The 26477-nt window shown below is 63.6% G+C and carries 28 protein-coding genes; 4 read left to right on the plus strand and 24 right to left on the minus strand.

Annotation, left to right across the window (positions count from 1 at the left end; genetic code table 11):
* Window positions 1-48 precede the first annotated feature (48 nt).
* On the plus strand, window positions 49-705 hold the full coding sequence (locus ACUTAF_RS04890; protein ID WP_445578917.1) for a tyrosine-type recombinase/integrase: 657 nt from the start codon (window positions 49-51) through the stop codon (window positions 703-705).
* An 11-nt stretch (window positions 706-716) separates the two neighbouring features.
* Here ACUTAF_RS04890 and ACUTAF_RS04895 read toward each other — a convergent pair whose 3' ends face one another.
* From ACUTAF_RS04895 to ACUTAF_RS05005, 23 genes are all read right to left on the minus strand, one after another.
* Complete coding sequence (locus tag ACUTAF_RS04895) at window positions 717-911, minus strand: helix-turn-helix transcriptional regulator (protein ID WP_445578918.1); 195 nt, start codon at window positions 909-911, stop codon at window positions 717-719.
* Between the two features lie 190 nt (window positions 912-1101).
* Entirely contained in the window at window positions 1102-1461 is a 360-nt protein-coding gene (locus tag ACUTAF_RS04900) for a histone-like nucleoid-structuring protein, MvaT/MvaU family (protein ID WP_445578919.1), read from the minus strand.
* Window positions 1462-1612: 151 nt separating this feature from the next.
* Window positions 1613-1882 (minus strand): helix-turn-helix domain-containing protein, encoded by a 270-nt coding sequence (locus tag ACUTAF_RS04905; RefSeq protein WP_445578920.1) that lies wholly within the window; start codon window positions 1880-1882, stop codon window positions 1613-1615.
* On the minus strand, window positions 1883-3208 hold the full coding sequence (locus ACUTAF_RS04910) for a type II toxin-antitoxin system HipA family toxin (RefSeq protein ID WP_445578921.1): 1326 nt from the start codon (window positions 3206-3208) through the stop codon (window positions 1883-1885).
* 179 nt (window positions 3209-3387) lie between these two features.
* Entirely contained in the window at window positions 3388-3615 is a 228-nt protein-coding gene (locus ACUTAF_RS04915; RefSeq protein ID WP_445578922.1) for a DUF2274 domain-containing protein, read from the minus strand.
* Window positions 3612-4877 carry a TraB/TrbI/VirB10 family type IV secretion system protein gene (locus ACUTAF_RS04920; RefSeq protein WP_445578923.1) on the minus strand — a complete coding sequence of 422 codons (1266 nt, stop codon included), beginning with the start codon at window positions 4875-4877 and terminating at the stop codon, window positions 3612-3614. Before ACUTAF_RS04920 ends, ACUTAF_RS04915 begins: the two co-directional genes overlap by 4 nt.
* 2 nt (window positions 4878-4879) lie before the next feature.
* A complete protein-coding gene (gene trbG, locus ACUTAF_RS04925; RefSeq protein ID WP_445578924.1) occupies window positions 4880-5866 on the minus strand; it encodes a P-type conjugative transfer protein TrbG in 987 nt (328 codons plus the stop codon).
* Entirely contained in the window at window positions 5863-6570 is a 708-nt protein-coding gene (gene trbF, locus ACUTAF_RS04930; protein ID WP_445578925.1) for a conjugal transfer protein TrbF, read from the minus strand. Before trbF ends, trbG begins: the two co-directional genes overlap by 4 nt.
* Window positions 6571-6582: 12 nt before the next feature.
* Window positions 6583-7758 carry a P-type conjugative transfer protein TrbL gene (gene trbL, locus ACUTAF_RS04935; protein ID WP_445578926.1) on the minus strand — a complete coding sequence of 392 codons (1176 nt, stop codon included), beginning with the start codon at window positions 7756-7758 and terminating at the stop codon, window positions 6583-6585.
* The gene (locus ACUTAF_RS04940; RefSeq protein ID WP_445578927.1) at window positions 7755-7940 is read right to left on the minus strand and encodes a hypothetical protein; all 186 of its coding nucleotides are present in this window, start codon (window positions 7938-7940) and stop codon (window positions 7755-7757) included. The genes trbL and ACUTAF_RS04940 overlap by 4 nt, the downstream gene beginning before the upstream one ends.
* 13 nt (window positions 7941-7953) lie before the next feature.
* Window positions 7954-8688 carry a P-type conjugative transfer protein TrbJ gene (gene trbJ / locus ACUTAF_RS04945; protein ID WP_445578928.1) on the minus strand — a complete coding sequence of 245 codons (735 nt, stop codon included), beginning with the start codon at window positions 8686-8688 and terminating at the stop codon, window positions 7954-7956.
* Window positions 8685-11114, minus strand: coding sequence for a conjugal transfer protein TrbE (gene trbE / locus ACUTAF_RS04950; RefSeq protein ID WP_445578929.1), 2430 nt, complete (start codon window positions 11112-11114; stop codon window positions 8685-8687). Before trbE ends, trbJ begins: the two co-directional genes overlap by 4 nt.
* Window positions 11115-11125: 11 nt before the next feature.
* Entirely contained in the window at window positions 11126-11398 is a 273-nt protein-coding gene (locus ACUTAF_RS04955; protein WP_445578930.1) for a VirB3 family type IV secretion system protein, read from the minus strand.
* On the minus strand, window positions 11395-11736 hold the full coding sequence (locus tag ACUTAF_RS04960) for a TrbC/VirB2 family type IV secretion system protein (protein WP_445578931.1): 342 nt from the start codon (window positions 11734-11736) through the stop codon (window positions 11395-11397). The genes ACUTAF_RS04955 and ACUTAF_RS04960 overlap by 4 nt, the downstream gene beginning before the upstream one ends.
* Entirely contained in the window at window positions 11733-12740 is a 1008-nt protein-coding gene (trbB, locus tag ACUTAF_RS04965; protein ID WP_445578932.1) for a P-type conjugative transfer ATPase TrbB, read from the minus strand. Before trbB ends, ACUTAF_RS04960 begins: the two co-directional genes overlap by 4 nt.
* A complete protein-coding gene (locus ACUTAF_RS04970) occupies window positions 12737-13171 on the minus strand; it encodes a CopG family transcriptional regulator (protein ID WP_445578933.1) in 435 nt (144 codons plus the stop codon). The genes trbB and ACUTAF_RS04970 overlap by 4 nt, the downstream gene beginning before the upstream one ends.
* Window positions 13168-15159 carry a conjugal transfer protein TraG gene (locus ACUTAF_RS04975; protein ID WP_445578934.1) on the minus strand — a complete coding sequence of 664 codons (1992 nt, stop codon included), beginning with the start codon at window positions 15157-15159 and terminating at the stop codon, window positions 13168-13170. Before ACUTAF_RS04975 ends, ACUTAF_RS04970 begins: the two co-directional genes overlap by 4 nt.
* An 841-nt stretch (window positions 15160-16000) precedes the next feature.
* On the minus strand, window positions 16001-16906 hold the full coding sequence (locus tag ACUTAF_RS04980) for a F510_1955 family glycosylhydrolase (protein ID WP_445578935.1): 906 nt from the start codon (window positions 16904-16906) through the stop codon (window positions 16001-16003).
* 210 nt (window positions 16907-17116) lie between these two features.
* On the minus strand, window positions 17117-17476 hold the full coding sequence (locus ACUTAF_RS04985) for a copper-binding protein (protein ID WP_445578936.1): 360 nt from the start codon (window positions 17474-17476) through the stop codon (window positions 17117-17119).
* Complete coding sequence (locus ACUTAF_RS04990; protein WP_445578937.1) at window positions 17473-20634, minus strand: efflux RND transporter permease subunit; 3162 nt, start codon at window positions 20632-20634, stop codon at window positions 17473-17475. The genes ACUTAF_RS04985 and ACUTAF_RS04990 overlap by 4 nt, the downstream gene beginning before the upstream one ends.
* Window positions 20631-22112, minus strand: a complete 1482-nt coding sequence (locus ACUTAF_RS04995; RefSeq protein ID WP_445578938.1) for an efflux RND transporter periplasmic adaptor subunit — start codon at window positions 22110-22112, stop codon at window positions 20631-20633. Before ACUTAF_RS04995 ends, ACUTAF_RS04990 begins: the two co-directional genes overlap by 4 nt.
* Window positions 22109-23365: a TolC family protein gene (locus ACUTAF_RS05000; protein WP_445578939.1), complete on the minus strand. Its 1257-nt coding sequence runs from the start codon at window positions 23363-23365 to the stop codon at window positions 22109-22111. The genes ACUTAF_RS04995 and ACUTAF_RS05000 overlap by 4 nt, the downstream gene beginning before the upstream one ends.
* 101 nt (window positions 23366-23466) lie before the next feature.
* On the minus strand, window positions 23467-23802 hold the full coding sequence (locus ACUTAF_RS05005; RefSeq protein WP_445578940.1) for a hypothetical protein: 336 nt from the start codon (window positions 23800-23802) through the stop codon (window positions 23467-23469).
* Window positions 23803-24076: 274 nt separating this feature from the next.
* Between ACUTAF_RS05005 and ACUTAF_RS05010 the strand changes: the two genes are divergently transcribed.
* The gene (locus tag ACUTAF_RS05010; protein WP_445582403.1) at window positions 24077-24217 is read left to right on the plus strand and encodes a DUF2790 domain-containing protein; all 141 of its coding nucleotides are present in this window, start codon (window positions 24077-24079) and stop codon (window positions 24215-24217) included.
* Between the two features lie 128 nt (window positions 24218-24345).
* Here ACUTAF_RS05010 and ACUTAF_RS05015 read toward each other — a convergent pair whose 3' ends face one another.
* Complete coding sequence (locus ACUTAF_RS05015) at window positions 24346-24813, minus strand: carboxymuconolactone decarboxylase family protein (protein WP_445578941.1); 468 nt, start codon at window positions 24811-24813, stop codon at window positions 24346-24348.
* Between the two features lie 270 nt (window positions 24814-25083).
* Here ACUTAF_RS05015 and ACUTAF_RS05020 point away from each other — a divergent pair, with 270 nt between their 5' ends.
* Both ACUTAF_RS05020 and ACUTAF_RS05025 read left to right on the plus strand, forming a co-directional pair.
* A complete protein-coding gene (locus ACUTAF_RS05020; protein WP_445578942.1) occupies window positions 25084-25677 on the plus strand; it encodes a TetR/AcrR family transcriptional regulator in 594 nt (197 codons plus the stop codon).
* 68 nt (window positions 25678-25745) lie between these two features.
* Window positions 25746-26438, plus strand: coding sequence for a haloacid dehalogenase type II (locus tag ACUTAF_RS05025; protein WP_445578943.1), 693 nt, complete (start codon window positions 25746-25748; stop codon window positions 26436-26438).
* The last annotated feature ends 39 nt before the right edge of the window (window positions 26439-26477 follow it).

Genomic DNA, 26477 nt, shown 5'->3' on the forward strand with positions numbered 1-26477 from the left:
ACGCAAGGTGAGTTCGGCAGACGCTTACTGTGCAACTGGCTCTCTCAGATGTTCCGTTTCGCTGTCCGGACGCTGCGCGCCGATGCGGATCCCGCAGCCGCGCTGTATGGCGCATTCGTGCGCAAGCCGATCCAGCATAGCCAACCAATGTCCATCACCGATATCGCCAGATTTCGGGAAGGCCTGCAGTCCTACGGCGGTTTTCGCACGAACACTATTGCCCTTGAGCTGCTGCAGCTGCTCTTTCTTCGCACGGTAGAGATTCGCCGGGGGCGCTGGGAACACGTCGACCTAGATGCGGGGCTCTGGGATATTCCGGCCGAGCTAATGAAAAAGGGGCGCCGGCATCTGGTGCCGCTCCCGTCAAGATCTGTTGAATTGCTTCGGGAACTGAAAGGCATCACGGGAGGTGGTGAGCTGATGTTCCCGGGGTTGAGGCACCCTGATAAACCAGTCGATGGGTCGACGTTTAACCGAGCGCTGGAGCGGCTGGGGATGAAAGGCTTTTCATGCCACGACTTCCGGGCGACGGCCTCAACACATCTATACGAATCTGGTCTTTTCAGGGCTGAGGTGATTGAAATGCAGTTGTCGCATGCCGAGGGGAATAGGACAAAGGCCGCGTACAACCACGCCGAATATCTGCAGGAAAGGCGAGAAATGATGCAATGGTGGCAGGACTTCGTCCTGGCTGCTGGTAACTGAAATAGGGCGGCTCAGGCCGCCCTGCTTTGCTTCATTACCTCAATCCAGCCTTGTACTTCAATCTGTGACCAGCGGGAGTATCGGCCCAGCTTCACAGGAGGTGGGAATTCTTCTAGCTGGATCATGTCATAGAGCTTGGTGCGGCCACACCCTACTTGCTCTAGTACTTCGTCAATCTTGATGAGGCGGTCGAGTGGCTTGCTCATACGTCCACCTCTGCCGGCCAATAATTGATTGTGTCTCTCATTTTCCATGCCATAGTGCTATTCCAATGGACTCAGCCTATTGGTGCTGTGCTTGCTGGAAAACCAACTATGTCGTAGGTGGGCGGGGAGGATAGGGATTCAAAGGTAATGGCGCCGTAGGAGGGTACGGCGCCAGCGGTTCGGCAAATAGTTATTGCAGCCAGCTTTCGACGGCATCGGCGCCGAACTCTTCTTTCCAAGCTTTCAAGACTTTGTGGTTACCGCCTTTGGTTTCAACAATTTCGCCGGTCTTGGGGTTCTTGTAGCGCTTTACCTGGCGAGGACGGCGTGCTCCGGAATCCTGTTTGCTGAGCTTGCTGGCTTTGGTTTGCGGATCGAGGATGGCGATGATGTCGCGCAGGCCTTTGTCGTACTTCGACATTAGAGCGCGGAGCTTTTCCTCGAACTCCATTTCCTTTTTTAGGCCATCGTCCTTCTTGAGGGCTTCCAGCTCTGCCAGTTGAGCGGCCAGTTGCTGTTCAAGGGCGCGAAATTCGGCAAGCTTTGACATTCTATGTGTTTCCTTCTATCTGACTGTTTCGGACATTAACTATAACTCGATTCCACGACTGTTGCAGATGATAAGGGCGAGGATTGCCGCCGTTTTTTTAGATCGTAGCGGTGGGCAGGAGTATTCCTCTTGAGGCGTGGTCAGGATGCCTCTATTGAGTTCGTGTCTTCGGCACAATGCCAACTTGCATCCCAAATGGATTGAACACGCTGTTTAGGGTCTGCACGGTTGGATTTGACTCGTCATGCTCCAGCTGACGAAGGGCGCGCAGGGAGAGTTTGCACATCTGCGCGAAACGGGCCTGCTGCAATCCGGTGATTTCCTTCCGCAACTTGCGCACAGCTTGGCCGATGGTCAACTCGCCCGACGCCAATTGGGTCTGTATTTCGTTCAGAATACGGTTGCGCTCGATGATGTCCATTCAGACAAGCCCCCATCGGCTGAGTCGTTGCTGGAGGTTTCGCAGCGCAATACGCGGATGATTCATGGTGGAGTTTGGCAGCCCCTGATCGCTCAGTAGGTCGGGAAGGGCAAGGAAGTTTTGTGCTGCGCCTCGGAGCCTTTCATATAGAACATCTGCATCGCTCCATTGCCCTAGTGCGGCACAGGCTTGGCGCCAGTTGACCTCGCCGGCAATCTCTATTGGCTGCGGCCATTTTGTAGTGCGAGTGATGCCTTCATCATCCATCACCATGGGGGCAAGGTCGTAGATAGGGGCGAGTTTCAGGCCTGTGCTGTTTCGCAGAATTGAAGTATTGCGGCCATGGTTGTCCGAATTGCCAAGGATTTGGTTGAGCAAGTCGCGCTGTAGATACTCAAAGATCATGTCGCCAACTTGCGCGCCTTGCCCCGTCTGCTGCCACAGCCTGGCCAGGTGCTTCAGGGCGTCGGTATGCAGTAAGTAACTGCCCGGTACGGTGACTCCTGCCAGGGAGTACAGGGACTCCATGGCGCTGCGCTCCACACCAGCGGCACTAAGATGACGGTCAAAACGACGCATCCACAGGCTAGGCTTACGGCCTTCCTCCAGAGCCAGGCCTTCGGCAGGTACGGTATCCAGGCCAAGCCGCTGGATGGCCCTGTAGAAGCAGAACTCGCTACGCAGGATGTCTTGGTCGGTCTGCCTAGCCTGATTTCGCGCGAATTTCACGAACCAGTGGCAGGTCGCATAAGCATCCGGCAGGGCCGCATCTGGATGCAGGGCACCTTCTCGGTCTTCAGTCAGCAACAGTTTGGGGGCTTCCCCACCTGCGCCTGTGGCGCCACCGATAGCCGCACCCTGCTCGTAGGCGTATTCCAGAAAGCGCGAATCGCGGTTGATTACATCCTCGCGAGAGAAACCTAACAGCGGGCTTCCCTGAAGCGCTGCTGCCGCCTCCTTGATGCGCAGGTTGCCCACCGGCGCCGGAGCGCACCGGCTCAGGAGGAATAGGTCCAGTTCCAGATTCTCGGGTTTCTGTTCGCCCAAACGCTGGAGCAGGAAACGGCGTGCGGCCCCTGCGGGCAATATGTCGTGAAGGAATGCGGGAGCCGTGGCGCCCCGGTAGGAGTCCCAGCCCAATGGCACTGTGGCGCTAACTGCATGCTCGAGACGGCTGCCGATGTGCTCCAGCGTCTCAAGCAGATATGTCTGCTCATAGCCAAAAGAACACACCCCTGCAAGACCTGCCTCGGGCTGCTCGAAGTTGAGGTGCATGGCGTCATGCCAGGCATGGCCACTGTACAGTTGCAGGGTGAGAGAGTGCATATGGGCTCCGGCACTTTAATGCCTTTAAAGCTACTGGCTGCCGCGAATAAAGGCAATAAAATGCCTTAAATCACTCCGAATCTAGATATAAAGAGCACTTTAGTGCCGATTTATGGGGCTGATCAATGGCGGTTTCCATGCTTGATCGCAAGGGCTAGCTTCCGACAAGGCGTTCAATTTCAGGCGGTGGACTTGGTGTTGGCCCTCCTGAACACCCGATCCCTCGCCATGAAGGCCTCCAGCATGTGCGGGATCAGCGTCAGGGCGTCGACTTCTTCACCGTAGGTCTGCGAGTGCAGCGCCGCGTAGCGCTCGAGGTCAGCTTTCAGGCGGGCCGGGCAGGTGAAGGTCAGCTTCAGGTTTTCGGTTTTCGGCAACGGGCCGAGACGCAGCTTGGTCGTGCTCATTGCAGGTTCCTCTGTTGAACGGAGAAAGGCAGATAGGGGCGCAGCACCAGGTCTCGGTTGACGATCACCCGTAGTGGTAACCCAGGACGCTGCGTCAGCGTGGGCTGGATATCGAGGTTGCGACGGGTGACCTCCTGGCCAACCTGATTCACCGTGTCCTGCAGGCTGTCGCGTCCGGCGATGATGATGCGGTCGCCGTCGGTACGACTGGTCGGTGAGGCCAGCTCGGCGCCGATGCCCAGCAGGCTGGTCATGGCCGCGCCGGCGACGATCCGATCCCAATGCCAGTCGACGCCATCCTCGAGGCCGGCATAGCCGGCGGCGTCGGTACCGACCAGGTTGTCGAGCTGGAAGGACGAAGTATCCGGCAGGATCACCCGCTGCCATACCACCTGCACGCGGCTTTGCCCGTAACTCACTTGGCTGTTGTAGCGGCCCAGCAGGCGCGCACCTTGAGGAATCAGTACATGCTGGCCAGTGGCACTGTCGTAGACCGGTTCGGTCACCGTGGCGATCACGTCGCCGGGTAGATCCGACTTGATACCGGTGACCAGTGCCGCCGCGATGACGGTGCCGGCCATCACCTGGTAAGGCGACTCAGGCATCTGCAGCAAGCCGGAATTACGGATTTGTGCGTTTACGGATTTACTGAGAAACGCCTCGTTCCGTTCCTGCTGGGTCGGCGTTCCTGCAGTTGCGGCTACCACGCCTGACGAGGTCATACCCAGGATCATGGGATCGAGTTGGGCGCCCCCAGTGGGGGCGATGTTCGATTTCCGCGCGTTGTTGGTCTGGAAAAACACCGAGGACAGCGCCGCCTCCTCGGCTTCCTTGAGCCGGGCAAGACGTTCGGCTTCAGCGGCATCTGGACCATGGCCATAGCCCTGCGCCTGCTGCCCGGCCCTGAGGATCGGCCCGCCCAGATCGCCGGGTAGCGGCGGCCCCAGTTGCGGTACCTCGGGCGCAGGTGGAGGCGGCAACTGCGAGTAGTCTGCTGGCAACTGCTCCAGTCCCTCGGAGCGCGCCACGCGGTCGACGTTGTACAGCTCGCTTGGCTCGGCGCTCTGACGGCGCTGCTGTGGTTGCAGCGACCACAGCATGGCCCCGAGCACCGCGGCCGAGAGGCCACCGACCACCGCTGCCAGCATGCGCGGATTGAGTCGGGTGACCGGGCGCGGCTTGGCGCGCAGCTCCAGCGACTCCGGTGCTTCCTTGGGCGGTAGCGGGGTTGCCGCGGTTTGGGTGTCGTCCTTGGCCGTCATGCTCAAGGCCTCCGTGCCATGCCGTCGGTGCGTTCGATCCGCACCACGTCACCCTTGTCGGCGCCCAGGCGCAGCTCGGCCGCGCCGAACAGGCGGTCGACGATGTAATAGGGCGAGCGGAAGCGGTAGTTGACCAGTTGTCCGTCGCCTTCCGCGCCGATCACGAACAGCGGCGGCAGCTCGCCTTGGGCAATGCCGGCGGGGAACTGGATATACACCTTGTGGCCGTCGTCGAAGGCGCGCTGCGGCTTCCAGGGTGGATTGCTGCCGCTGATCGCATAGCGAAAGCGCAGCTGCTCCAGCGCCAGGCCTGCATCCACCGGCGCCGCGGCCTGGGCGGCGCCGGCGTGGCGTTGCAGGGCGAGCATGCGATCCTTCGGATAGTCCCAGGACACCGAAGCCATCCAGGCGTTTTCGGTGGAACTCAGCTCGATCAGGTAGGTGCGACGCGTGGTGGTGATCACCAGGTTGGTCTTGAGATCGACCCGTGTCGGCTTGATCAGCACGCTGGTGCGTAGCTCGTCGCCGCTACCACTGGTGGTGTCGCCGACGATCCAGCGCACGGTGTCGCCGGCGGCCACGGTGACCAGCTCCTCACCGGGCTGCAGGTTGATCGCCGTCAGCCGGCCCGGGCTGGCGTATACCTGATACAACGCACCATCGGAGTAGGGCCACACCTGGATGGCGTTGATATAGCCTTCCCGGCTCGGTGGCACCCGAGCTTCGCGATTGGCGCGCGAGACCCGCACGCGCTCATCGGCCGGTTCCTTGGCCGGTTTGCTGCGCTGAGTTTCCGGCAGCGGCTTGAGCTGCGCCGGCAGGGCCAGGGGCTTGGGGACTTCCACCACCTCGATCGACTTGGGCGGCTCCGGCAGGCGCTGCGCCTCGATCGGTTCGTCCAGGGCGATCACCGGTGGCTGCTGGCTGGCGCAGCCGGCCAGCAGGCTCAGCAGCAGCGGGCAGAAGCAGAGATTCAGCGAGGTTTTCATGGTTTCTTGGCTCCTTCCGTAGTGTCCAGCTCACGGCTCCAGGACAGGCCGTTGACGTAGATGCCGAGTGGGTTGCGGCGCAGCTTTTCCTCGGTGCGTGGAGGCTGCAGCACCAGCGAGATCACCGCGGTCCAGCGCTCCAGGCCGGCGGCTGAACCGTTCTCGAAACGGCGTTCGATCCAGCGCACCTGGAACGAGCTCTCGCTGGCGCGCACCACGCTGGTGACCTCAACCGATACCGACTCCTTGCCGACCCGGGTGAAGGGATCGTTGGCGCGGGCATAATCATTGAGGGTGGCGGCGCCGCGGTCGGTGGTGGAGTGATAGGCCTCCAGCCAGTTCTGCCGCACCACCACCGGATCGATCGACAGCGAGCGCACCAGCTCGATAAAGCGCGCCAGGTGATGGGCGATCTGCGCATCCTGGGGTTGGTAGGGGCTGGCGGCTTCGCCGACGGCGCGCACCTGGCCGAGGTTGTCGACCTCCACCACATAGGGCGTCACCGTCGACTGCGCCGAACGCCAGACCAGCCCGCCGGCCATCAGCAGCGCCAGGCCCAGGCAACCGAATGCCATCAGCCGCCAGTTGCGTGCCTGCGCCAGGCTGCTACCCATACGCAGATCCCAGGCCTGTGCCGCTGCCTGGTAGGGGGTGACAGGTTGAGGGGTGTCGCTGTAGCGCACCCGTGGACGTCTGAATCGCATCCTCGTCCTCCTTTAGGAACTCGATGGGTCGCGGATCTGCGGCCCAGGTGATGAGCCACCGCCATCGCCACCACGCAGGGTGTGGGCGACCGTGCTGGTGGCCTGTGAGAGTTGTTGCCTGCGCTGCAGGCGCCTGGCCCAATCAGGCGGCTTGGCGGGGGCCGCCGATGAGCCAGCAGCGGCGGACGTTCCACCAGTCGTAGTACCGCCGGCCGCAGCTCCAGAGGGCACACCAGCCAAAGAACGGGCTCCACCCATGGCCAAGCGCGCTGCACCGGGTGCCATACGCGCGCCGGCCAATACCGCGCCGCCGACACCTGTGGCGACTGCAGCAGCACCCGCTGCCATGCCTGCCGCGCCGAGTGCAGTACCGGCTGCTGCACCAGCACCCAGTTGCGGGGCGCCGGAGACCAACCCGGTGGCAATGCCCGGCCCGAAGATGCCCAGGCCGAGCAAGGCCAGCGAGGCGAGCATGACCACCAGCGCATGGTCGATGGAGGGCTCGTCCGGCACGGCCTGGAACTCGGCGAACAGCCCGCTGCCAATGCCGACGATCACCGCCAGGACCAGCACCTTGATGCCGGCCGCCACCACGTTGCCCAGCACCTTCTCGGCGAGAAAGGCGGTCTTGTTCCACAGCGCAAAGGGCACCAGCACGAAGCCGGCGAGGGTGGTCAGCTTGAACTCGACCAAGGTGACGAACAGCTGGATGGCCAGGAAGAAGAAGCTGACGATCACCACCAGCCAGGCGAGAAACAGCACCAGGATGGTATGCAGGTTGCCGAAGACTTCCGGAAAACCACTGAGCTTGCTGATCTGCTCAAGCAGCGGCCCTCCGGCATCAACCCCAAGCGCGGCCAATCGCCCTGGCTGCAGAAACTCCGCATGACTCAGTCCAGAACCAGAGGCCAGCAGACCCAACCCGGCGAAGGAGTTGAAGACGATCTTCGCCAGGGCATTGAAGTTGCCGATGATGAAGGCGAAGGCGCCGACGTAGAGAATCTTGCGGATCAGCTTGGCGCTGACGTCCTCGCCGCCCATGGCCCAGAACAGCCCGGCCAGGGTCATGTCGATCACCACCAGGGTCATGGTGAGAAAGGCCACCTCGCCGCCGAGCAGGCCGAAGCCCGTATCGATATAAAGCCCGAACACCTCGAGGAAACGGTCGATGACGCTGACGTCGTTCATTGCACGTCCTCGTCGAAGCTGGGCGGGATCGCGGGCAAGTCGGTAGGCCGGAGAAACTCGCCGGGCCGAGCGCAGCCGGAGTAGAAGCGTTCAGTCGAATCGTCTTGCCGTGCCACAACGCCATCGTCGCCACGTCCGCAGGCGGCCAACGCCAGAAGTGGCAGCAGTGTCAGGAATCTCATGAGGGCGACCTCCCTACCGATAGAACTGCACGGGGTAGGGGGTATAGGGCGTGCCGCTGCCCATAAAGCGCCGACGCCGTTCGCGCGCCTCCTCGGCAGCGGCAGCCTGGCGGGCCAGCTCCAGGGCAATGGCGCGGTTCTGGGTGATGTGCAGTTGCTGCGCCTGGATCGACTGCTTGGCCTGCAGGGCCAGCAGCTGGTTCGTGGCCTGGGCGGCCTGCAAGGCGCCACCCGCGGACTGGCTCTGCTGCACCAGAGCTGCCAGGGTGCTCTCGTCCTCGGCCAGGTTCTGCGTCACCTGCGCCTGCACGCGCAGGGCGGTGTGCAGCCCGTCGAGCCCCTGTTGCCAGCGCTCTCGGGCTTCCTCGGCCAGGCGCTGGCTGCTGACGTCGCCGGTGTACTCGGCCGGATAGAGGCGGGCGAACTCCTGATCCAGGCGCTGCACCTCGTAGGCCAGTCCCCGCGCCTCGGCCAGCAGTCGTTCGGTAGTGGCCAGGCTCATGCGCAGGCGGTCGAGCACGTTGTAATCCAGACGCGCCAGGTGACGGCCCTGGTTCAGCAGCATCTGGGTTTCGTTCTGCAGCTGGCGGACCTGGTTGTTGACCATCTCCAGGGTGCGCACCGCGGTCAGGGTGTTCTGCGCCAGGTTGGTCGGGTCGATCACCGTGAGGGCGCTGGCCGGCTGCACCGCCAGCAGACCAAGCACCAGCAGCGTGGCGCAGGGGAAATGGTGGACAGGGGAACTCATGGCAGGCACTCCTTGCATGACGAGGGATAGTCGGTGAGCAGGTCGGCGGCCCAGTCCAGGCCGCGATGGCGCGACCAGGCAGGCGCGAAATCGGCGGCGCCGGACGCCTGCAGAATGCAGTCGATTTCGCGCTGCTCGGCCGGGCTGGCCGAGGCGGCGAAGGCCAGCGCCACCGGCCCCAGGTCGAGGTCGAACAGGCGGTTGCCCAGGCGCGACTGGTAGTAGTAATCACGCTTGGGCGTGGCCTGGGCGACGATCTCGATCTGTCGGTCGTTGAGGCCGAAGCCTTGGTAGATGTCGCGGATCTGCGGCTCGCCCGCCTGCGAGTTGGGCAGGAAGATGCGACTGGCGCAGCTCTCGATGATTGCCGCAGCGATGCTGGAGCCCTGGATGTCGGCCAGCGACTGGGTGGCGAAGATGACGCTGACGTTCTTCTTGCGCAGGGTCTTGAGCCACTGACGGATGCGCGCGGCGAACAGCGGGTCGTCGAGAAACAGCCAGGCCTCGTCGAGAATCAGCAGCGTTGGCGCGCCGTCAAAGCGTTCCTCGAAACGGGCGAACAGGTAGCTCAGCACTGCGGCCACCGCCGCCTTGCTGTGCATCAGTTCCTCCATCTCGAAGCACTGCACGTCGGCGCTGCCCAGACGATCCTGATCGGCATCCAGCAATGCGCCATGAGCACCGCCCAGCACGTAGGGCTGAAGTGCCTGGCGCAGGGCGTTGTCCTGCAGTAGCACGGACAAACCGGTCAGTGTGCGCTGCGGCTCGGGCGCGCCGGCCAGGCTGTCCAGCGCCGTCCACAGTGCGGCCTTCTGCTCGGGGCCGACGGCCACGCCTTCCTGCAGCAGGCGAGCCTGCAGCCACTCGGCGGCCCAGGCGCGGTAGCCATGCTGATCGATGCGCGCCAGGGGCTGGAAGGCCAGGTCGCCATCACCTCCGAGGTCGTAGTGCTCGCCCCCCAGTCCCAGCACCGTTGCACGCAGCGAGCGCCCCATATCGAACAGAAACAGGCGCGAGCCCGGGTAGCGCCGAAACTGCAGGGCCAGGGTCGCCAGCAACACCGATTTGCCCATGCCCGTGGGGCCAGCCACCAGGGTGTGGCCGACATCGCCGACGTGGGTGACCAGGCGAAACGGCGTGGCACCATCGGTGCGGGTGATCACCAATGGCGGGCCATCCAGATGTTCGTTCCGCGCTGGACCGGCCCAGACTGCCGAGACCGGCATCAGGTGCGCCAGGTTGAGCGTGGAGATCAGCGGCTGGCGGACATGGGCGTAGACGTTGCCGGGGAGCGACGACAGCCAGGCCTCCACCGCATTGAGGCTCTCGGCGATGGTGACGAAGCCGCGGCCCTGGATTACCCGCTCGACCCGGCGCAGCTTCTCGTCGGCGACCTGGGCATCGGCATCGATCACCGTCACGGTGGCCGTCACATAGCCGAAGGCGACCTGGTCGGCACCGAGCTCCTGCAATGCCGCGTCGGCGTCGCTGGCCTTGTTCGCGGCGTCGCTGTCGAGCAGTGGGCTTTCCTGCTGGAAGATCGCTTCGCGCAGCAACGCCAGGACGCCCTTGCGCTTGGCGAACCACTGCCGGCGCAGGCGCACCAGCTCCTTCTCGGCCTCATCCTTGTCCAGGCAGATAAAGCGGGTCGACCAGCGATAGGCGAAGCCCAGGCGGTTGAGGTCGTCCAGCACGCCTGGCCACGTCGAGGTGGGGAAGCCACGTACCGACAGCGTGCGCAGGTGCTGCTCGCCCAGGCGTGGCGCCAGGCCGGTGGTCAGCGGGCTGTCGGCCAGTAAGTTATCGAGGTGGAAGGGCACCTCGGGCACCGCCAGCCGCTGGCGGTGGGTCGACACCGTGGCGTGCAGGTAGGTCAGCGTCTGGCTGTCGTCGAGCCAGGCGAGCTCCGGCATCACCCCGTCCAGCAGGTCGAAGAAGCGATCCGTCTCGGCGACGAAGGCGGCCAGCCGTTCGCGCCAGTCGACGCCACGCTGTGGTCGGTGCTCGTAGAGCAGGCCGGCGGCGCGCGAGCGCGACTCTTCCGGCGGCAGGTAGAGCAGCGTCAGGTGGTAGGCACTCTCGAAGTGGCTGCTCTGGGCCTCGAAGGCCGCGCGGCGCTCCTCATCCACCAGCCAGGACAATGGCTCGGGAAAGTCACTATCGGGGTAATCCGCCGCCGCCAGACGCTCGGCCTCGATAAACAGCGCCCAGCCCGAGCCGAGGCGACGCAGGGCGTTGTTCAGGCGCGCCGAGGTGGCTACCAGCTCGCCCTGGGTGGCGCTGTCCAAATCCGGCCCGCGAAAGCGCAAGCTGCGCTGGATCGAACCGTCCTTGTTCAACACGACGCCGGGGGCGACCAGGCCGGCCCAGGGCAGCCAGTCGGCGAGCTGGGCCGGGCGGCGCTGGTATTCGGTGAGGTTCAGCATGGCAGCGCTCCTCACACGTCCAGCAGCGGGGGCTGCTTGATATGCCGGGCAAACACCTGGAGGAACTGCGGATCCAGCCGGGCGCCCCACACAGCCAGCGAGTGGCCGACCAGCCACAGCGCCAGGCCCGGCAGCCAGAGTTGCAGGCCCAGGCCGACCATGGCCGCCAGGGTACCGTTGAGGATCGCCACGTTGCGCGGCGCGCCGCCGAGCAGGATCGGCTCGGCAAGCGAGCGGTGAAGTGGCACCTCGAAACCGGGGATGAGTTCGCGCTCGCCGTTCATGCGACCACCGCCCCGCCGGCGAAGCTGAAGAAGCTGAGGAAGAACGACGACGCGGCGAAGGCGATCGACAGGCCGAAGACGATCTGGATCAGCTTGCGGAAGCCGCCGCTGGTGTCGCCGAAGGCCAGCGTCAGGCCGGTGGAAATGATGATGATCACCGCGATGATGCGCGCCACCGGGCCCTGTACGGATTCGAGGACCGCTTGCAGCGGCCCCTCCCAGGGCATGCCGGAGCCGGCGGCGAGCACGGGCAGGGAGGCGCCCAGGCAGAGGGCGCCGAGCATCAAGGCGCCGGCGACGCGGCGACGACGAACAGCGGAAAGCTGAAGGGCAGTCATGGCTGAGTTCCTGAAGCAGAGGAGGAGCGAAGGAGGGTGTCGATGGAGGTGAGCTGGTAGCCGCGCTCGTCATGGTCGATGACGCGGGCGATCTGCTGGACATGGCGGGCGCGCCCACGCCCGGCGAGAAACACCACCAGGTTCACCGCCTCGGCGATCAGCGCCCTAGGCGCGGCCAGGGCAACCTCCAGGATCAGTTGCTCCAGGCGCAGCAGCGCGCCCTGGGCGGAGCCGGCATGAATGGTGGCGATGCCACCGGGATGGCCGGTGCCCCAGGCCTTGACCAGATCCAGCGCCTCGCCGCCGCGCACCTCGCCGACCACCACGCGGTCGGGGCGCAGGCGCAGCGTGCTGCGCACCAGGTCGGCCATGGACACCACGCCGGGTTTGGTGCGCAGGGCGACGTGATCGAGGGCCGGGCATTGCAGCTCGACCGTGTCCTCCAGCACCAGCACGCGGTCGCCACTGCCGGCCACCTCGGCCAGCAGTGCATTGGCCAGGGTGGTCTTGCCGCTGCTGGTACCGCCGGCCACCAGGATGTTCTGTCGCTCATGCACGGCCACGCGCAGGTACTCGGCCTGCGCGGCGCTGAGGATGCCGTCGGCCACATACTGCTGCAGCGGGATGACGCCGGCGGCACGCTTGCGCAGGGCAAAGGTCGGTCCGGCCACCACTGGCGGCAGTACGCCCTCGAAGCGTTCGCCCGTCTCTGGCAGTTCGGCGCTGACCAGGGGCTTGTTGCGATGTACTTCCTGGCCGACATGCGCTGCCACCAGGCGGATGATCCGCTCACCATCGCCGGCCGCCAGCGTGCCCAAGCGGGCGCGGCCAGCGGACAGGCGATCCAGCCAAAGCATGCCATCGGGATTGAGCATCACCTCGACCACGTCCGGATCATCCAGGGCCGCCGCGATCAGCGGGCCCATCGCCGTGCGCAACATGCGCGTGCGGCGATCCAGGGACGTTGCCGCAGCGCTCAGCATTGGGGAGGACGCGACAGTCATGGACGCTCTCCCGAGACCTGAGCCTCTGCCTGAACCTCTTCGTGCACGTCTCTGACCAGGCTGCGTCCGTGCTGCAGGTGGCGCCCCAATTGCTCGACAAACTGGCTGAAGCGCAGCTTGCCCTGCGCGCGTGCTGCCTCCTGATGCGCCTCGGGCACCGGCGTGCTGACCGTGAGGTAGTAGCGCACATACAGCGCCATAGTCTCGATCAGGATGTGCTGGTCGCGCTCCAGGCGCTCGAACTGACGTGACAGGCGATCCAAGCGTTTAGCCATGGCCACCTCGCGCTGCTCGCCGGACTCGGGCGACAGCCAGGAGGCCAGCGCCGCGGCGATGATCGAGGACTTCGACACGCCCTTGGTGATCGCCAGTTCGTTCAGACGCTTGGCGTGCTCGGGTTGGATAAACAGGTTGAGGCGGGCTCGGCTCATAGGGCTATTCCATCGTCAGGGTCGAGTGCGGCCAGCCGCGCCACGCGCTGCAGGCGTGAATCTGGCTGGGTGGGGAAGGGCGTGGGAATGTCATCCTCGTCGAGCAGCAGCAGGTCGCTGGTCAAATCGTCGTGATCCGGCAGCTGGGCGAGCTCCGCCAGTTCGTGCTGGCGGCGCGGGCCGCCGTCCTCGATGGTCGAGTCATCGCTTAGGTCGGCCGGCGATGCTGTAACGGCCGCAGGCACGGCCAGGCCGCTCCAGTCGTCCGCGCGCGGTGCCGGGGCGTCGGCATAGCTGCCCGACTGCAAGCGCGGCGCCGGCAGCACTCGGCTCTGGAAGTTGGCGTCGGTGAAGTAGCGCAGCTTCTTCGCACGGATCGGAGCGAGACCTGAGAGCATCACAACGGCCTCGTCACTGGGCAGTTGCATCACCTCGCCCGGGGTCAGCAGCGGGCGTGCGGTTTCCTGCCGCGACACCATCAGGTGGCCCAGCCAGGGCGCCAGACGGTGGCCTGCATAGTTGCGCTGCGCGCGCAGTTCGGTGGCGGTGCCGAGGGTCTCGGAGATGCGCTTGGCGGTGCGTTCGTCGTTGGTGGCGAAGGTCACCCGCACGTGGCAGTTATCGAGGATCGAGTGGTTCTGGCCGTAGGCCTTGTCGATCTGGTTCAGTGATTGCGAGATCAGGAAGGCGCGCAGCCCATAGCCGGCCATGAACGCTAGCGCCGTCTCGAAGAAATCCAGCCGCCCTAGCGCCGGAAACTCATCGAGCATCAGCAGCAGCTTGTGCCGGCGCTCGATGCCGTCGGAGCCGTCGAGCGACTCGGTCAGGCGCCGGCCGACCTGGTTGAGGATCAGGCGGATCAGCGGCTTGGTGCGGCTGATATCCGAGGGCGGCACCACCAGGTATAGCGACACCGGGTGCTCGGCCGAGATCAGGTCGGCGATGCGCCAGTCGCAGCGCGAGGTGACCTCGGCCACCGTCGGGTCGCGATACAGGCCGAGGAAGGACATGGCGGTGGACAGCACGCCCGAGCGCTCGTTGTCGCTCTTGTTCAGCACCTCCCGCGCGGCCGAGGCCACCACTGGATGCGGTGCATCGCCCAGGTGCGGCGTGGTCATCATTCGGTGCAGAGTCAGCTCGAAGGTGCAGGCCGGATCGGAAAGGAAGTTGGCGACGCCGCGCAGGGTCTTGTCCTGGCCGGCGTAGAGCACATGCAGGATGGCGCCGACCAGAAGCGCATGGCTGGTCTTCTCCCAGTGGTTGCGCCGCTCCAGCGCGCCCTCCGGGTCGACGAGGATGTCGGCGATGTTCTGCACGTCACGCACCTCATGGGCGCCACGACGCACTTCCAGCAGCGGGTTATAGGCTGCCGATGACAGGTCGGTGGGGTTGAACAGCAGGCAGTGGGAAAAGCGCGAGCGCCAGCCCGCGGTCAGGCTCCAGTTCTCGCCCTTGATGTCGTGGATGACCGCCGAGGCCGGCCAGGAGAGCAGGGTAGGCACAACCAGGCCGACACCTTTGCCCGAGCGCGTCGGCGCGAAAGTTAGAACATGTTCGGGGCCTTCGTGACGCAGGTATTGGTCGTCGAACTGGCCGAGGAACACTCCCGCGGGCTGGGTCAGGCCGGCCTTGTGCACCTCATCCGCATCGGCCCAACGCGCCGAACCGTAGGTGGTGACGCGGCGTGCCTGGCGCGCCCGCCAGATCGCCATGCCGATGGCCACCACCAATGCCAGCAGGCTGCTGCTGGCGGCGATGCTGCCGCCGACGTTGAAGACGTCCGGCGCATAGGCATCGAAGACGAACCACCACTCGAACAGCCGCCAGGGATGGTAGACCGGCGTGCCCAGCAGCTCGAACCAGGGTGCCCCCAAGCGAGCCTGGTAGCCGAGCGCGGCCGCCGTCCACTGCGTGGCGCCCCAGACCCCAGAGAGGGTAATGGCCAACACCACCAGCACCTGGCCGTACAGAACCGTCGTCACATGCATCCCTGAACCCAACCTCCCTGGCAAAACGCACGGCACGCAGATGTGCCGCGGGCGAGAGGTTCGGTACTGGGAGGCGACGGGTCAAAGACAGATTTGGGCAGGATTATCGTCGAGGGGATGGCTGATCCAGGTAGGGCGCAAGAGAGGCGGTTAGAGGGAAATTAGCGCGACTGGACGAACGCATGCCACGCCAACTGTAGACTCCCAACTCGACATGCAAGTGGTTAGCCTCAATCGGTTAGCTGGAGGCCTGCGCTGGTCCAGACCCGCGATCAGGATCATTTTGTGATACTGGCCGCAGGAGCTTTTTTTCATGCGGTCGCCCGGTGTCGAGCGCCTCGAGATTCGTATCAGCGGCTCATTTGGAGCGTGCTGGCGGCTAAGGTGCCGCTCTAACAGTTCGTCGATGCCTGGAGCGAAAAAGTAGCGCGCTCGGGAGGTTCGACGACCCGGGCGGCATCGCCATCACTGGTACCGTGTTATTCGTCCGCGGTGCGCGCACCGAACGCATACAGATCTTTGCTTTCGACGCTCACCCGGCAGCGGGGTGGCGAACTCGGTCGGCCGATGCGTCTGGCGGTGCATGGAGACGAGCTCCATGTAGCCAAATACCTAAACAATCGCCCCCCAGGTATTCGGGCTGGACGGAACACCGTAGCGCACCATTGGCCGACCCGGCAGTGCCCCTGGTGATTCGACGCTCCGGCGGGATGGTGGGAACAGCGGACGGCGAGCTGCTCGCCGCCGACTTCTACAACCACAGAATCCATAAGTTCATCGGGGAGGGTGACTTTATAAGCAGTTTCGGTAGCCGACGGCGCCATGAATGGGCGCTGCCGGCTCACTCCAGAGTCTGACCGGCTTTGGCGATCGCGCTCCAGGTCGTGCCGGCGTCCTTTGATAGATAGACGTCACGTTTGAAGGTCGCCATCGCCCATTCCTTTGGCTGGGCTGGGTTCTGTGCAAGATAGGCGACAGCGTCCTCGTCCAGATCGGGCACGCCGAGCGGGGTGATCTCGCGCGTCTTCAGATCCACCCTGGATAGCTTGGCCGCTTCGCCGTAGCTACCGAACCATAGGCTGCTGCCATCAAGACTGAAGGTGGCGCTCACTACCTGTTCGCCTTCGACGACCGCCCTGAAGCGTTGACCCGCATCGCGCGACAGGTACAGGCCGGCGCCGGTCGCCACCGCGACCAGCCGGTGGTCGCTCGGATGCACCGCCAGTGCGGTCGGCGCCTCGCCAATTCCCTGTGCGGATGCGCGCTGCCAATTGATCCCATCGTTGCGGCTGTAATACAAGCCCGGAGCGCTCATCCGCGAATTCGGACGGGTGTTGTAGACATAGAGGGTTGCGCTATCGAAGCCGCTGGCCAGCAGGTGGAAGTCCGACTCGCCTTGTAGGCCCAGTTGCTGCCACGTGCGCCCTCCATCGCTGCTCTTGATCACGCCGAACGGATTGACCATACCGCTGCCGCGGGCCGGGTGGCCGCTGCTGTAGATCGCCTGGCGCGTCACCGAATAGCCCATATAGTCGTGTGCAGGTCCGGGTGCCTTGCTCCAGCGCCCTTGGCTGTAGACGGCCAGGCCGTGGTGACTGGGAATGGACAGCTGTTGGCCATCCGGGCTGAACGCCAGCCCGTGTAAATGTTCAAGGGTGATCGCGGCATCGCCGCAGGCGGCAAGAATGGTGACGCCGACTAGCAGCCCGAGCCTAGCTGCACCGCGTAGTAGGAATGTCAGAGGCATGATTGCTTCTCCAAGTGAGGGGCGATCTGTGCCAAGGCCTCTTTCAAGAAAAAGAGGCGCCTGATCCAGGCGCCTAGGGCCAACCTCCAAACCAAAGGAGCAACGGGAGGATGGCGGCACAGTTACCCATGGTTGAGTCAAATCACTGACCCGAAAGACTGGCCCGGCGAGAGGGTGTGGCTCATCGGGCCTGCCATTCTTGTCTTGACGCTATTGCTGCATCGGCTTGATCGACAGGAGCGTCGCCGTCATGCCTTCGTTCTTGAACTCGAACATCACCTGTTGGCCGACCTGCACTTGAGCCAGTTGCTCGGGCGTCGCCTTGAAACCCATGGTCATCGCCGGCCACTTCACGGCAGGCACGGGGCCATGGGCAATGGTGACGCTGCCTTTCTGGCTGTCGATAGCCTTGACGGTGCCCGAAGCCTGGGCGGTTGCCATAGCCCCCGATTGCTCCATCTGCATCTCTTTCATTGGCATCTTGTCCATAGGCATGGCGGGCATTTCGGCGGCAAGCGCCGGTTGGCTGAGGATCAGGGCCAGGGCACCTAGGAGGGTGTAGTTCTTCATACGAGTTTTCCTTCTGCTGGGTTGGGGATGGATTCAGAGGTCTTGCGACGGCGCATCAGCCTATAGGCCGCCGGGAGAACGAACAGCGACAGCAGCGGTGCAGTGACCATGCCACCGACCATGGGCGCGGCAATACGGCTCATCACCTCGCTGCCGGTGCCGCTGTCTAGGAGGATTGGCAGCAAACCAGCGATGATCACCGCCACGGTCATTGCCTTGGGGCGTACGCGCTGCACGGCGCCTTCGCGGATCGCCTCGATTAGCGCCCCCTCGTCGTTGCGCCCCGCGTCTTGCCGTTCGTTCCAGGCGTTCTTCAGGTACAGCAACATGATCACGCCGAACTCGGCGGCGACCCCGGCCAGGGCGATGAAGCCCACCCCGGTGGCCACCGACTGGTTGTAGCCGAGCAGGTAGAGGAACCAGATGCCGCCGACCAGTGCGAAGGGAAGTGTGGCCATGATCAGCAGGGCTTCACTGAAGCGAGCGAACGTCAGGTAGAGCAAGACGAAAATGATCACCAGGGTCGCCGGCACCACCAGTTTGAGCCGGGCATTGGCGCGTTCGAGAAACTCGAACTGCCCGGAGTAGCTCAGGCTCATGCCCGGCTCTAGTTTGACCTGATCATCGATGGCCTGGCGCAGGTCACCCACCACTGAAGCCAGATCACGGCCACGCACGTCGATGTAGACCCAGCCAGACAGACGCGCATTCTCGCTTTTCAACATGGGTGGACCTTCACTGATCCTGATCTGCGCCACAGTGCCAAGGGTGATCTGGCTGCCCTGGGGGGTATAAATCGGCAGCTCACGCAGCCCTGCCAGTGAATCGCGCCACTCGCGCGGATAGCGCAGGCTGATCGGGAAGCGCGCCAGGCCCTCGATGGTCTCGCCGATGTTCGCCCCGCCAATGGCGCCGGCGACGATCGCCTGCACGTCGGCGATGTTCAGGCCGTAGCGCGCCGCCGCAGCGCGGTCGATATCCACATCGACGTAACGCCCGCCGGTCAGGCGCTCGGCCAGGGCGGAACTGACGCCCGGCACCGTCTTGGCGACCCGCTCGACTGCCTGGGTCATCTCGTCGATTTGCGCCAAGTTACTGCCGGCGACCTTGACCCCGATCGGGCTCTTGATGCCGGTGGCGAGCATGTCGATGCGGTTGCGGATCGGCGGAATCCATAGGTTGGCCAGCCCTGGCACCTGCACGGTACGGTCCAATTCCTCCACCAGCTTCTCCGGGGTCATCCCCGGTCGCCACTGCTCGCGCGGCTTGAATTGAATGGTGGTTTCGAACATCTCCAGTGGTGCGGGGTCGGTGGCGGTTTCGGCACGGCCGGCCTTGCCGAACACATGGGCGACTTCCGGCACCGTCTTGATCAGGCGGTCGGTCTGCTGCAGCAGTTGCGCCGCCTTCTGCGCGGACAGCCCCGGTAGCGCGGTGGGCATATAGAGCAGGTCGCCCTCGTCCAGCGGCGGGAGGAACTCGCCACCGAGACGGCTCATCGGCCAGAGCGCGCTGAGCAGAATCAGCACCGCGACCAGCAGGGTGATTTTCGGCCGCTGCAGTACCGCGTCCAAGGTCGGCTGATAGATGCGAATCAGCCAGCGGTTTAGCGGGTTCTGTTCCTCGTTGGGAATCCGCCCGCGAATCCAATAGCCCATCAGCACCGGCACCAGGGTCACCGACAGGCCGGCGGCGGCCGCCATGGCGTAGGTTTTGGTGAAGGCCAGCGGACCGAACAGGCGGCCTTCCTGGGCCTCCAGGGTGAAAACCGGGATGAACGACAGGGTGATGATCAGCAGGCAGAAGAATAGTGCCGGGCCGACCTCCACCGCCGCCTCGGTGATCACGTGCCAGTGATGTTCGCCCTTGAGGTCCTCGCCCGGGTGCTCCTCGCGCCAGGCCTCGATCTTCTTGTGCGCGTTCTCGATCATCACCACCGCGGCGTCGACCATTGCCCCGATAGCGATGGCTATGCCGCCGAGAGACATGATGTTGGCATTGATCCCCTGCTGCTGCATGACGATAAAGGCGATCAGCACCCCGACCGGCAGCGAGACGATAGCCACCAGGGATGAGCGCAGGTGCCAGAGAAACAGCGCACAAACCAGGGCGACTACGATGAATTCCTCGATCAGCTTGTGACTGAGGTTTTCCACTGCACGATCGATCAGCCTGCTGCGATCATAGGTGGTGACGATCTCCACCCCCGTGGGCAGGCTCTTGCCCAGTTCGTCAAGCTTGGTCTTGACCGCGGCGATGGCCTCGCGAGCATTCTTGCCGCTGCGCAGGATCACCACGCCGCCGACTACCTCGCCCTCGCCGTCGAGTTCGGCGATGCCGCGACGCATTTCCGGGCCGAGCTGGATATGCGCGACCTCGCCAAGCGTCACTGGCACGCCGCCACTGTCCAGGCGCAGGGGTATGGCGCGAAAGTCATTCAGCGTCTGCAGGTAACCCGAGGCGCGCACCATGAACTCGGTCTCGGCCAGTTCCAGCACCGCACCGCCGGTTTCCTGGTTGGCCTTGGAGATCGCCTCGGCGACCTGCTGCTGGGTGATACCACGGCTGGCCAGTTTGATCGGATCGAGCAGCACCTGGTATTGCTTGACCATGCCACCGATGGTGGCCACCTCGGCGACATTGGCCAGGGTCTTCAGTTCGAACTTGAGGAACCAGTCCTGCAACGCCCGCAACTGCGCCAGGTCATGCGTGCCGGTACGGTCGACCAGGGCGTACTGGTAGATCCAGCCCACCCCGGTGGCGTCCGGCCCCAGGGCGGGCGTGGCTCCCGCAGGCAGACGGGCCTGTACCTGGCTAAGGTATTCCAGTACCCGCGAACGCGCCCAGTACAGGTCGGTGCCGTTCTCGAAGAGCACGTAGACGAAGCTGTCGCCGAAGAAGGAATAACCGCGCACCGTTTTCGCGCCCGGCACCGAGAGCATGGTGGTGGCCAGTGGATAGGTCACCTGGTTCTCGACGATCTGCGGCGCCTGCCCCGGGAAGGGCGTGCGGATGATCACCTGCACATCGGAGAGGTCCGGCAGCGCGTCGATGGCGGTGTTCTGCACCGACCAGACACCCCAGCCGACGGCGAACAGGGTGGCCAGCAGCACCAAGAAGCGGTTGGCCACCGACCAGCGGATCAGCTTGGCGATCATGGTTGCACCTCCAGCTTATCCAGCCGCTCGATCAACAGGCCGTCGTCCGTTTCACGCACGCCAACGTGTACCGAGTCCCCTGCCTGTACTCCCTCCAGCAGAGTCGGATCTGCCAACGGAAAGGTCATGGTCATTCCAGGCATGCCGAGGGTCTTGAACGGACCATGGGCTAGGGTGACCGAGTCGTTGTCGATCTCGACCACCTTGCCTTCCGCCTCATGCAGGGCCTGCATCGGCTGAGCGTCGGGTGATGCGAGGTCCTGGGCGAGTACCCCGCGCAGGCTGGCCTCGGAATCGAGCAGGAACTGTCCGGAGGCGACTACCTGCTGACCTTCCTCCAGGCCCTCGATAATTTCCGCCTTGTCAGTCCTTTCCCGTCCAAGACGGACCTCAACCGGTCGATAACGACCCTCGCCTTCGACCAGCATCACCAGGGCACGCCGGCCGGTACGGATTACCGCTTCATTCGGCACGTACAATGCTCTCTGTTCGCTCGGGCGACTCAGCCGAACCTTGGCGGTCATGCCTGGCCGCAGACGGCCCGTCGGGTTATCCAGTTCGACCCGCACGCGCAGCGTGCGGCTATCCAGGTTGGCCTGCGGCAGGAAGGCGCTCACCGTGCCCGCCAGCACTTCACCGGGGAAGGCGGGCAGGTATGCCTCCACCGGCTGGCCGAGCTGTACGCCGCCGGCTTCGGCCTCAGGCACAGCCACGTCGAGCCAGACACTGCTCAGGCCGTTGACTGTGGCCAAGGGTTGGCCAGCGGCCAGGGTCATGCCTTCGCGGACATTGAGTTCCTGCAGCACGCCGGCAATCGGGCTGGTCACCGTCCAGAGGGCCTGGACCTTGCCACTACGCTCGACCCGCTCGATCAATGACTGCGGCATCCCAGCCAGGCGCAGGCGCTGCCGGGCTGCGTCCAACAATGCTCTTTCACCGACCTCGCGCAAGGCCAGGAACTCTTCTTGAACAGCCGCCCATTCGGGTACCAGTAGGTCGGCCAACGGCGCCCCGGCGGCTAGCAGGTCCTCGGGCGCGCGCCGATACACACGTTCGACGAAGCCCCCGCTGCGTGCCTGCACCACGGCGACATCGCGGTTATTGAAGGCCAGGTTGCCGACCACTTCCAACTCAGTGGCCGAGTGCTCACGGGTGACAGTCGCCAATCGCATGCCCAGGTTCTGGACGACGCTTGGGTCGATGCTGACCGCGGCACTGTCACTCGCCTCGCCGGCGTAGCGCGGCACCAACTCCATGTCCATGAAGGGCGACTTGCCGGGTTGGTCAAATTTCTGCTGCGGGTACATAGGGTCGTACCAATAGAGCACTTCGCGCTCATCCGGTGCGGAGGACTCCTGGGCATTGGCCATGCTGGCCCCAGCCTCCACCAGGGGCTGAGCGAACCAGTAGCCGCCCGCTGCACCAATGGCGAGCGCCAAGCCCGTCAGCAACGCGCCTTTCCAGATTCGAGTCTTCATTGGCTACTTTCTCCATAGGCGAAATACAGGCGGGCACTGGTCTGTGCACGTTGCTGTTCAAGGTCGATATGTTTCAGGCGGGCCTCGATGAGCTCGCGCCGCGCGGCCACTAGCGCCATTAACTCGCCACGGCCGGCGCGGTAGTCCGCCATCGCCAGGCGTACCCTCTCCTCGGCCAGCGGTACCAGGGTTTGTTGGCTGCGCTCCACGGCGCGCTCCAGGCGGCGGTATTCGGCCAGATCGGCGTCCAGCGCTTGCGCGTGCTCCCGTGTCATGGCTTCGCGCTCGGCTTCCAGGCGCAGCAGTTCGGCGCGCTTGGCGGCGATCTTCGGGTCCTGCCGGCTGGCGGTGAACAGGGGTAGGTCGAAGGTGAACTGCACGGAGACCATGTCGCCAAAGGCCTCGCCACGCTTTTGGTAGGCCAGCTCCCAGCTCCAGTCGGGCTCCTTGTCCGCTTCGGCTAGACGCACCTGGGCCTCTGCCTCCTGTGTCATCGGCGTGAAGGCCTGCAGCTCCGGGTGACGATCCAAACTGTGGCGGAAATGCAGGTCATCGACTCGCCAGCTCGGCCAAGAGCCGGACAGCGGCTCGACCGCCGCCGGCCCGACCCAGCGGCGCAGGGCCGCGCGGGCCTGCGTGCGGTTGCGTTCTAGTTCATCTTCCTGTTCGGCGAGCAGTGCTGCTTCCTGCTTGGGCGCCAAACTGTCGGCCGCCTGGCCACGGCCGCCGGCCAAGCTGGCCTGTACGGCCTTGGCCAGCAGGCGATTCTCGTCGTACAGGGTCTGGAACAGTTGCAGTTTCTGCTCGACCGCGAAGCCGCCGATCCAGGCAAGCGCAGTTTCACGGCGCACCTTGAGGCGTTCGACCCGCTCCAGTGCATCGGCGCTGTCGATGCCCGCCTGGGCAGCCTCGACACGGGCACGGCGCTTGGCTCGGTTGGGAACTTCTTGCATGACCCCGACCATCTGCATGGTCATGAAGTCGCGCGTGAGGCTGCCACGGGCATCGCCCTCGGTGGGAAAATTCTGGATACCTAGGGCAAGCTTGGGGTCCGGTAATTCACCGGCGGGAATGGCGGCCTGCATGGCGGCATCTTGGTTGGCAGCCTGGGCAGCCAGTGACGGTGCCTCGCGCTCCGCCAGGCGCAGGGCTTCGTCCAGGGTAAGGGCGGCAGCCAGGCCGGGCACGGCCAGGGTGCATAGCGTGAGGGCGGCCAGCGAAAGGCGTCCTCCGCAGTAGCGTCGGAGATTCATATTCACGATTCCTGTGGACGATCCGGCGCGTACCCACACGGGCACACGCACACCGTCTCGCCGCCTAAGAGGGGGAAACGGGACTCAAGTCAGCACGGGAATCAGGCGCGGGGAGGGCGCCACACCCCTGAAAGGGACGTGGTGGGAGGAAAGTCTTGGGCGGACGGGGTGGCTAAGGCTTGATTAAACAGAACAGGTGTCCTGATGACCGAGATCTGCAGCATGCCGTTGCTCTTGCATTCCTGGCTGGTCTTGCAGACTTTGCCTTTGGCTAGCTGCTGAGCCTGATCTTCGCAGCAAGAGGCCGGCATATCGTTCATCGACATGTCCTGCCACCCCATGGGGCATGGCTGCGAAAGTGCAAGCAAGCCGGCCACCCCGTTCACGGGAAGGGTCAGGCTGAGCAGCAGGAGCAGCAGATGCAGGCGTCTTTTCATGACGTGCAGTCTAGTTCAAGCCGGGGTGGTTAGGAAGTTCGAGCAGTCATTGCCGGGGGTTGTCGCACACCAGCAATGGCTCGCTCTGCACTGTAACAAGTCGTCCAGCCGTGCGTCCCATTAGTGTGGGGATTCCGTTGGAGGTTGCAGTCATGAAGATCATCGAAACCAACAATGACATCGGTCACCGCTGCTGTCCTGGTCACCGCGGGTGAATTGGCGCAGGCCGCTCAGAGCCAAGCGACACTAGGCGATAACCAGGCACGAATGAACCATATTCCCCGTCGAGACTTATCGTTACGGCATGGAGTTGGGTATCGCGCGGGGCCTGCACACCAGCGATACCAGCCAGGTATGTGGTGTCGTGCCGGCCGTAATGCAGTACGAAGACAGTCAAGGCGGGGTACGTGCCTAGGAGTACTTGATCCTCGACGGAGGCTGTTTTGACTACTGACACCTAGGCCTGAGCTTTCGGGCGGCACTCGAAGCGCTCCAGTTGAATGCCCAAAAGCCGGCTGAACAGCACCCGAGGTGGCTCGGGTGCTATGACTTATTTTTGTGTCCAGCACGTGCGCTGAACACTTCATCCAGCGGCGTGTGGAACAGATGGTTGGCGTAGTTGCTGAGGGTTTTCACCGCCAGGGCCAGAACAATCTCCAGTATCTGACGCTCGCTGTAGCCTGCGGCCAGGAACGCCTCGACCGCAGCCTTGGGTGGCAGCCCACGTGTATGAAACAGGGTGCGGGTGAAATTGACTAGGGCGGCGAGCTTGGTATCGGCGATAGCGCTGCCGTCACGGATGGCGTTAGTCACATCAGCGGCAAGCCCCGACTTCATGTTGGCCAGGAGACTGTGGGCCGAGACGCAATACTCACAACCGTTCTCGCGGCTGATGACCAGAAAGACCACTTCCTGTTCCGCCGGGGTAAAACCGGATTCCGCGCGAAACGCAGCATAACCATCCAGGTAGGTCTCCAGCAGCCCCGGAGAATGGACCATATTGGCGTACATATGGGGATAGAGCCGACCTGCGCCTTGGTCTTCTGGACTTATCGGTTTTTAAATCTGTATTGCGTTTTTTATCGCCTTCAGCAGGCGACAGAACACGGCAACAAAGGGGGGGATTGTTCTGGACTGATTGTTTCGGATGTCAATCTGCATTGCCTCCTTGTCGAGCCAATCAGCATCCATGGGTGCTGAAGCTGGTGTTCGGATGCAATAGGGAAGGTTTTGTTACAGCTGGGAGAGGGGGATGTTGAATTAAATAATGATCGGTCCATAATGCGCGACATGAAACGTGGACGGCCAAGAGCATTCGACCCTGAGCAAGTACTGGAAAATGCCATGCAGCTTTTCTGGAGCCAGGGCTATGAGGCCACCAGCCTGCAAGACCTGCTTCTAGCCACAGGCCTATCCAAGAGCAGCCTGTACGAAAGTTTCGGCAACAAGCAGAGCCTGTTCGAAGCCGCCTTCACCCGCTATTTCGACAGCCGTGCCAAGCAGATGCGCGAGCGTTTGGAACAGGCCGATTCGCCTCTGGGTTTCATCCGCGAATGTCTGCTGTCCGTGCTGGAAGACGCGCGGCAGAGTACACCGCGCGGCTGCATGCTGGTCAACGTGGCCAACGAATTCTCCACCGGTGACCCTGTTGTGCAGCCATTGATCGAGCTGGCGACACGCCGTTTTCGTCAGGTATTCGAGCAGGCCTTCGAGCAAGCGCAGGACCGTGGCGAGCTGTCGACCATTGAGTCTCCCGCGGCGCTGGCGCTCTATATGCATTGTGCCATGAGCGGGTTGCGCACCCAGACCAAGTCCGCCGTTGTCCAGCAAGATCTGCGTAGGGTGATCGAGTTCGTCATGACGAGCATGCGCTGATCTTTTTGTCTAATTTTGGACTATCCGGTCCGCCTCTGCCCAGCAGCTCATAAAAACAAGGAGTCTCGATGAAAAAGGTCGTTGCCTTCGATATCTATGGAACCCTGATCGATACCCAGGCCGTGCTGAAGTGCCTGGCAGAACTAGTCGGCGACAAGGCGCCAGCGATCTCGCGGTCGTGGCGGCAGAAGCAATTGGAGTACAGCTTTCGCCGGGGCCTGATGCGCGACTACTGCGATTTCTCGGTGTGTACGCGACAGGCGTTCATCTTCGCCTGCGGCGAACACGCGGTAGCGGCCAGCGAAGAGATGATCGAGCTGGCCATGCAGGCCTATTCCGAGCTTGACGCCTTCGCCGATGTGCCTGCGGGGCTGGGCGCTTTGCATGAGATGGGCCTGCACCTGTACGCATTCTCCAATGGCAGTCGCGCATCCGTGGAGCGGCTGCTGGAGCGGGCCGGGATTCGCCATCACTTCGAGGCGTTGGTCAGCGTTGAAGAGGTGCGGTCATTCAAGCCAGATCCTGAGGTCTACGTTCATTTGCAGCGTCGTTGTGGCGTCGCCGCTGCCCAGCTTTGTCTGGTTTCGAGCAATCCATTCGATGTGCTCGGCGCCGTCCATTGCGGCCTTCGCAGTGTGTGGTTGCGGCGCGATCCGGCTAGCCAGTTCGACCCCTGGGACTTGCAGCCCGATCTCACGCTGGATGACTTTGGCGAGGTGGCGAGACGCTTGCCGGAGATATTCCGCCAGCCCATGACGTGAGATGATCGCCGTAACGAATGGGCGGCTCGCATCTTAAAG

This window comes from Pseudomonas sp. SP16.1 (genome assembly GCF_052682975.1).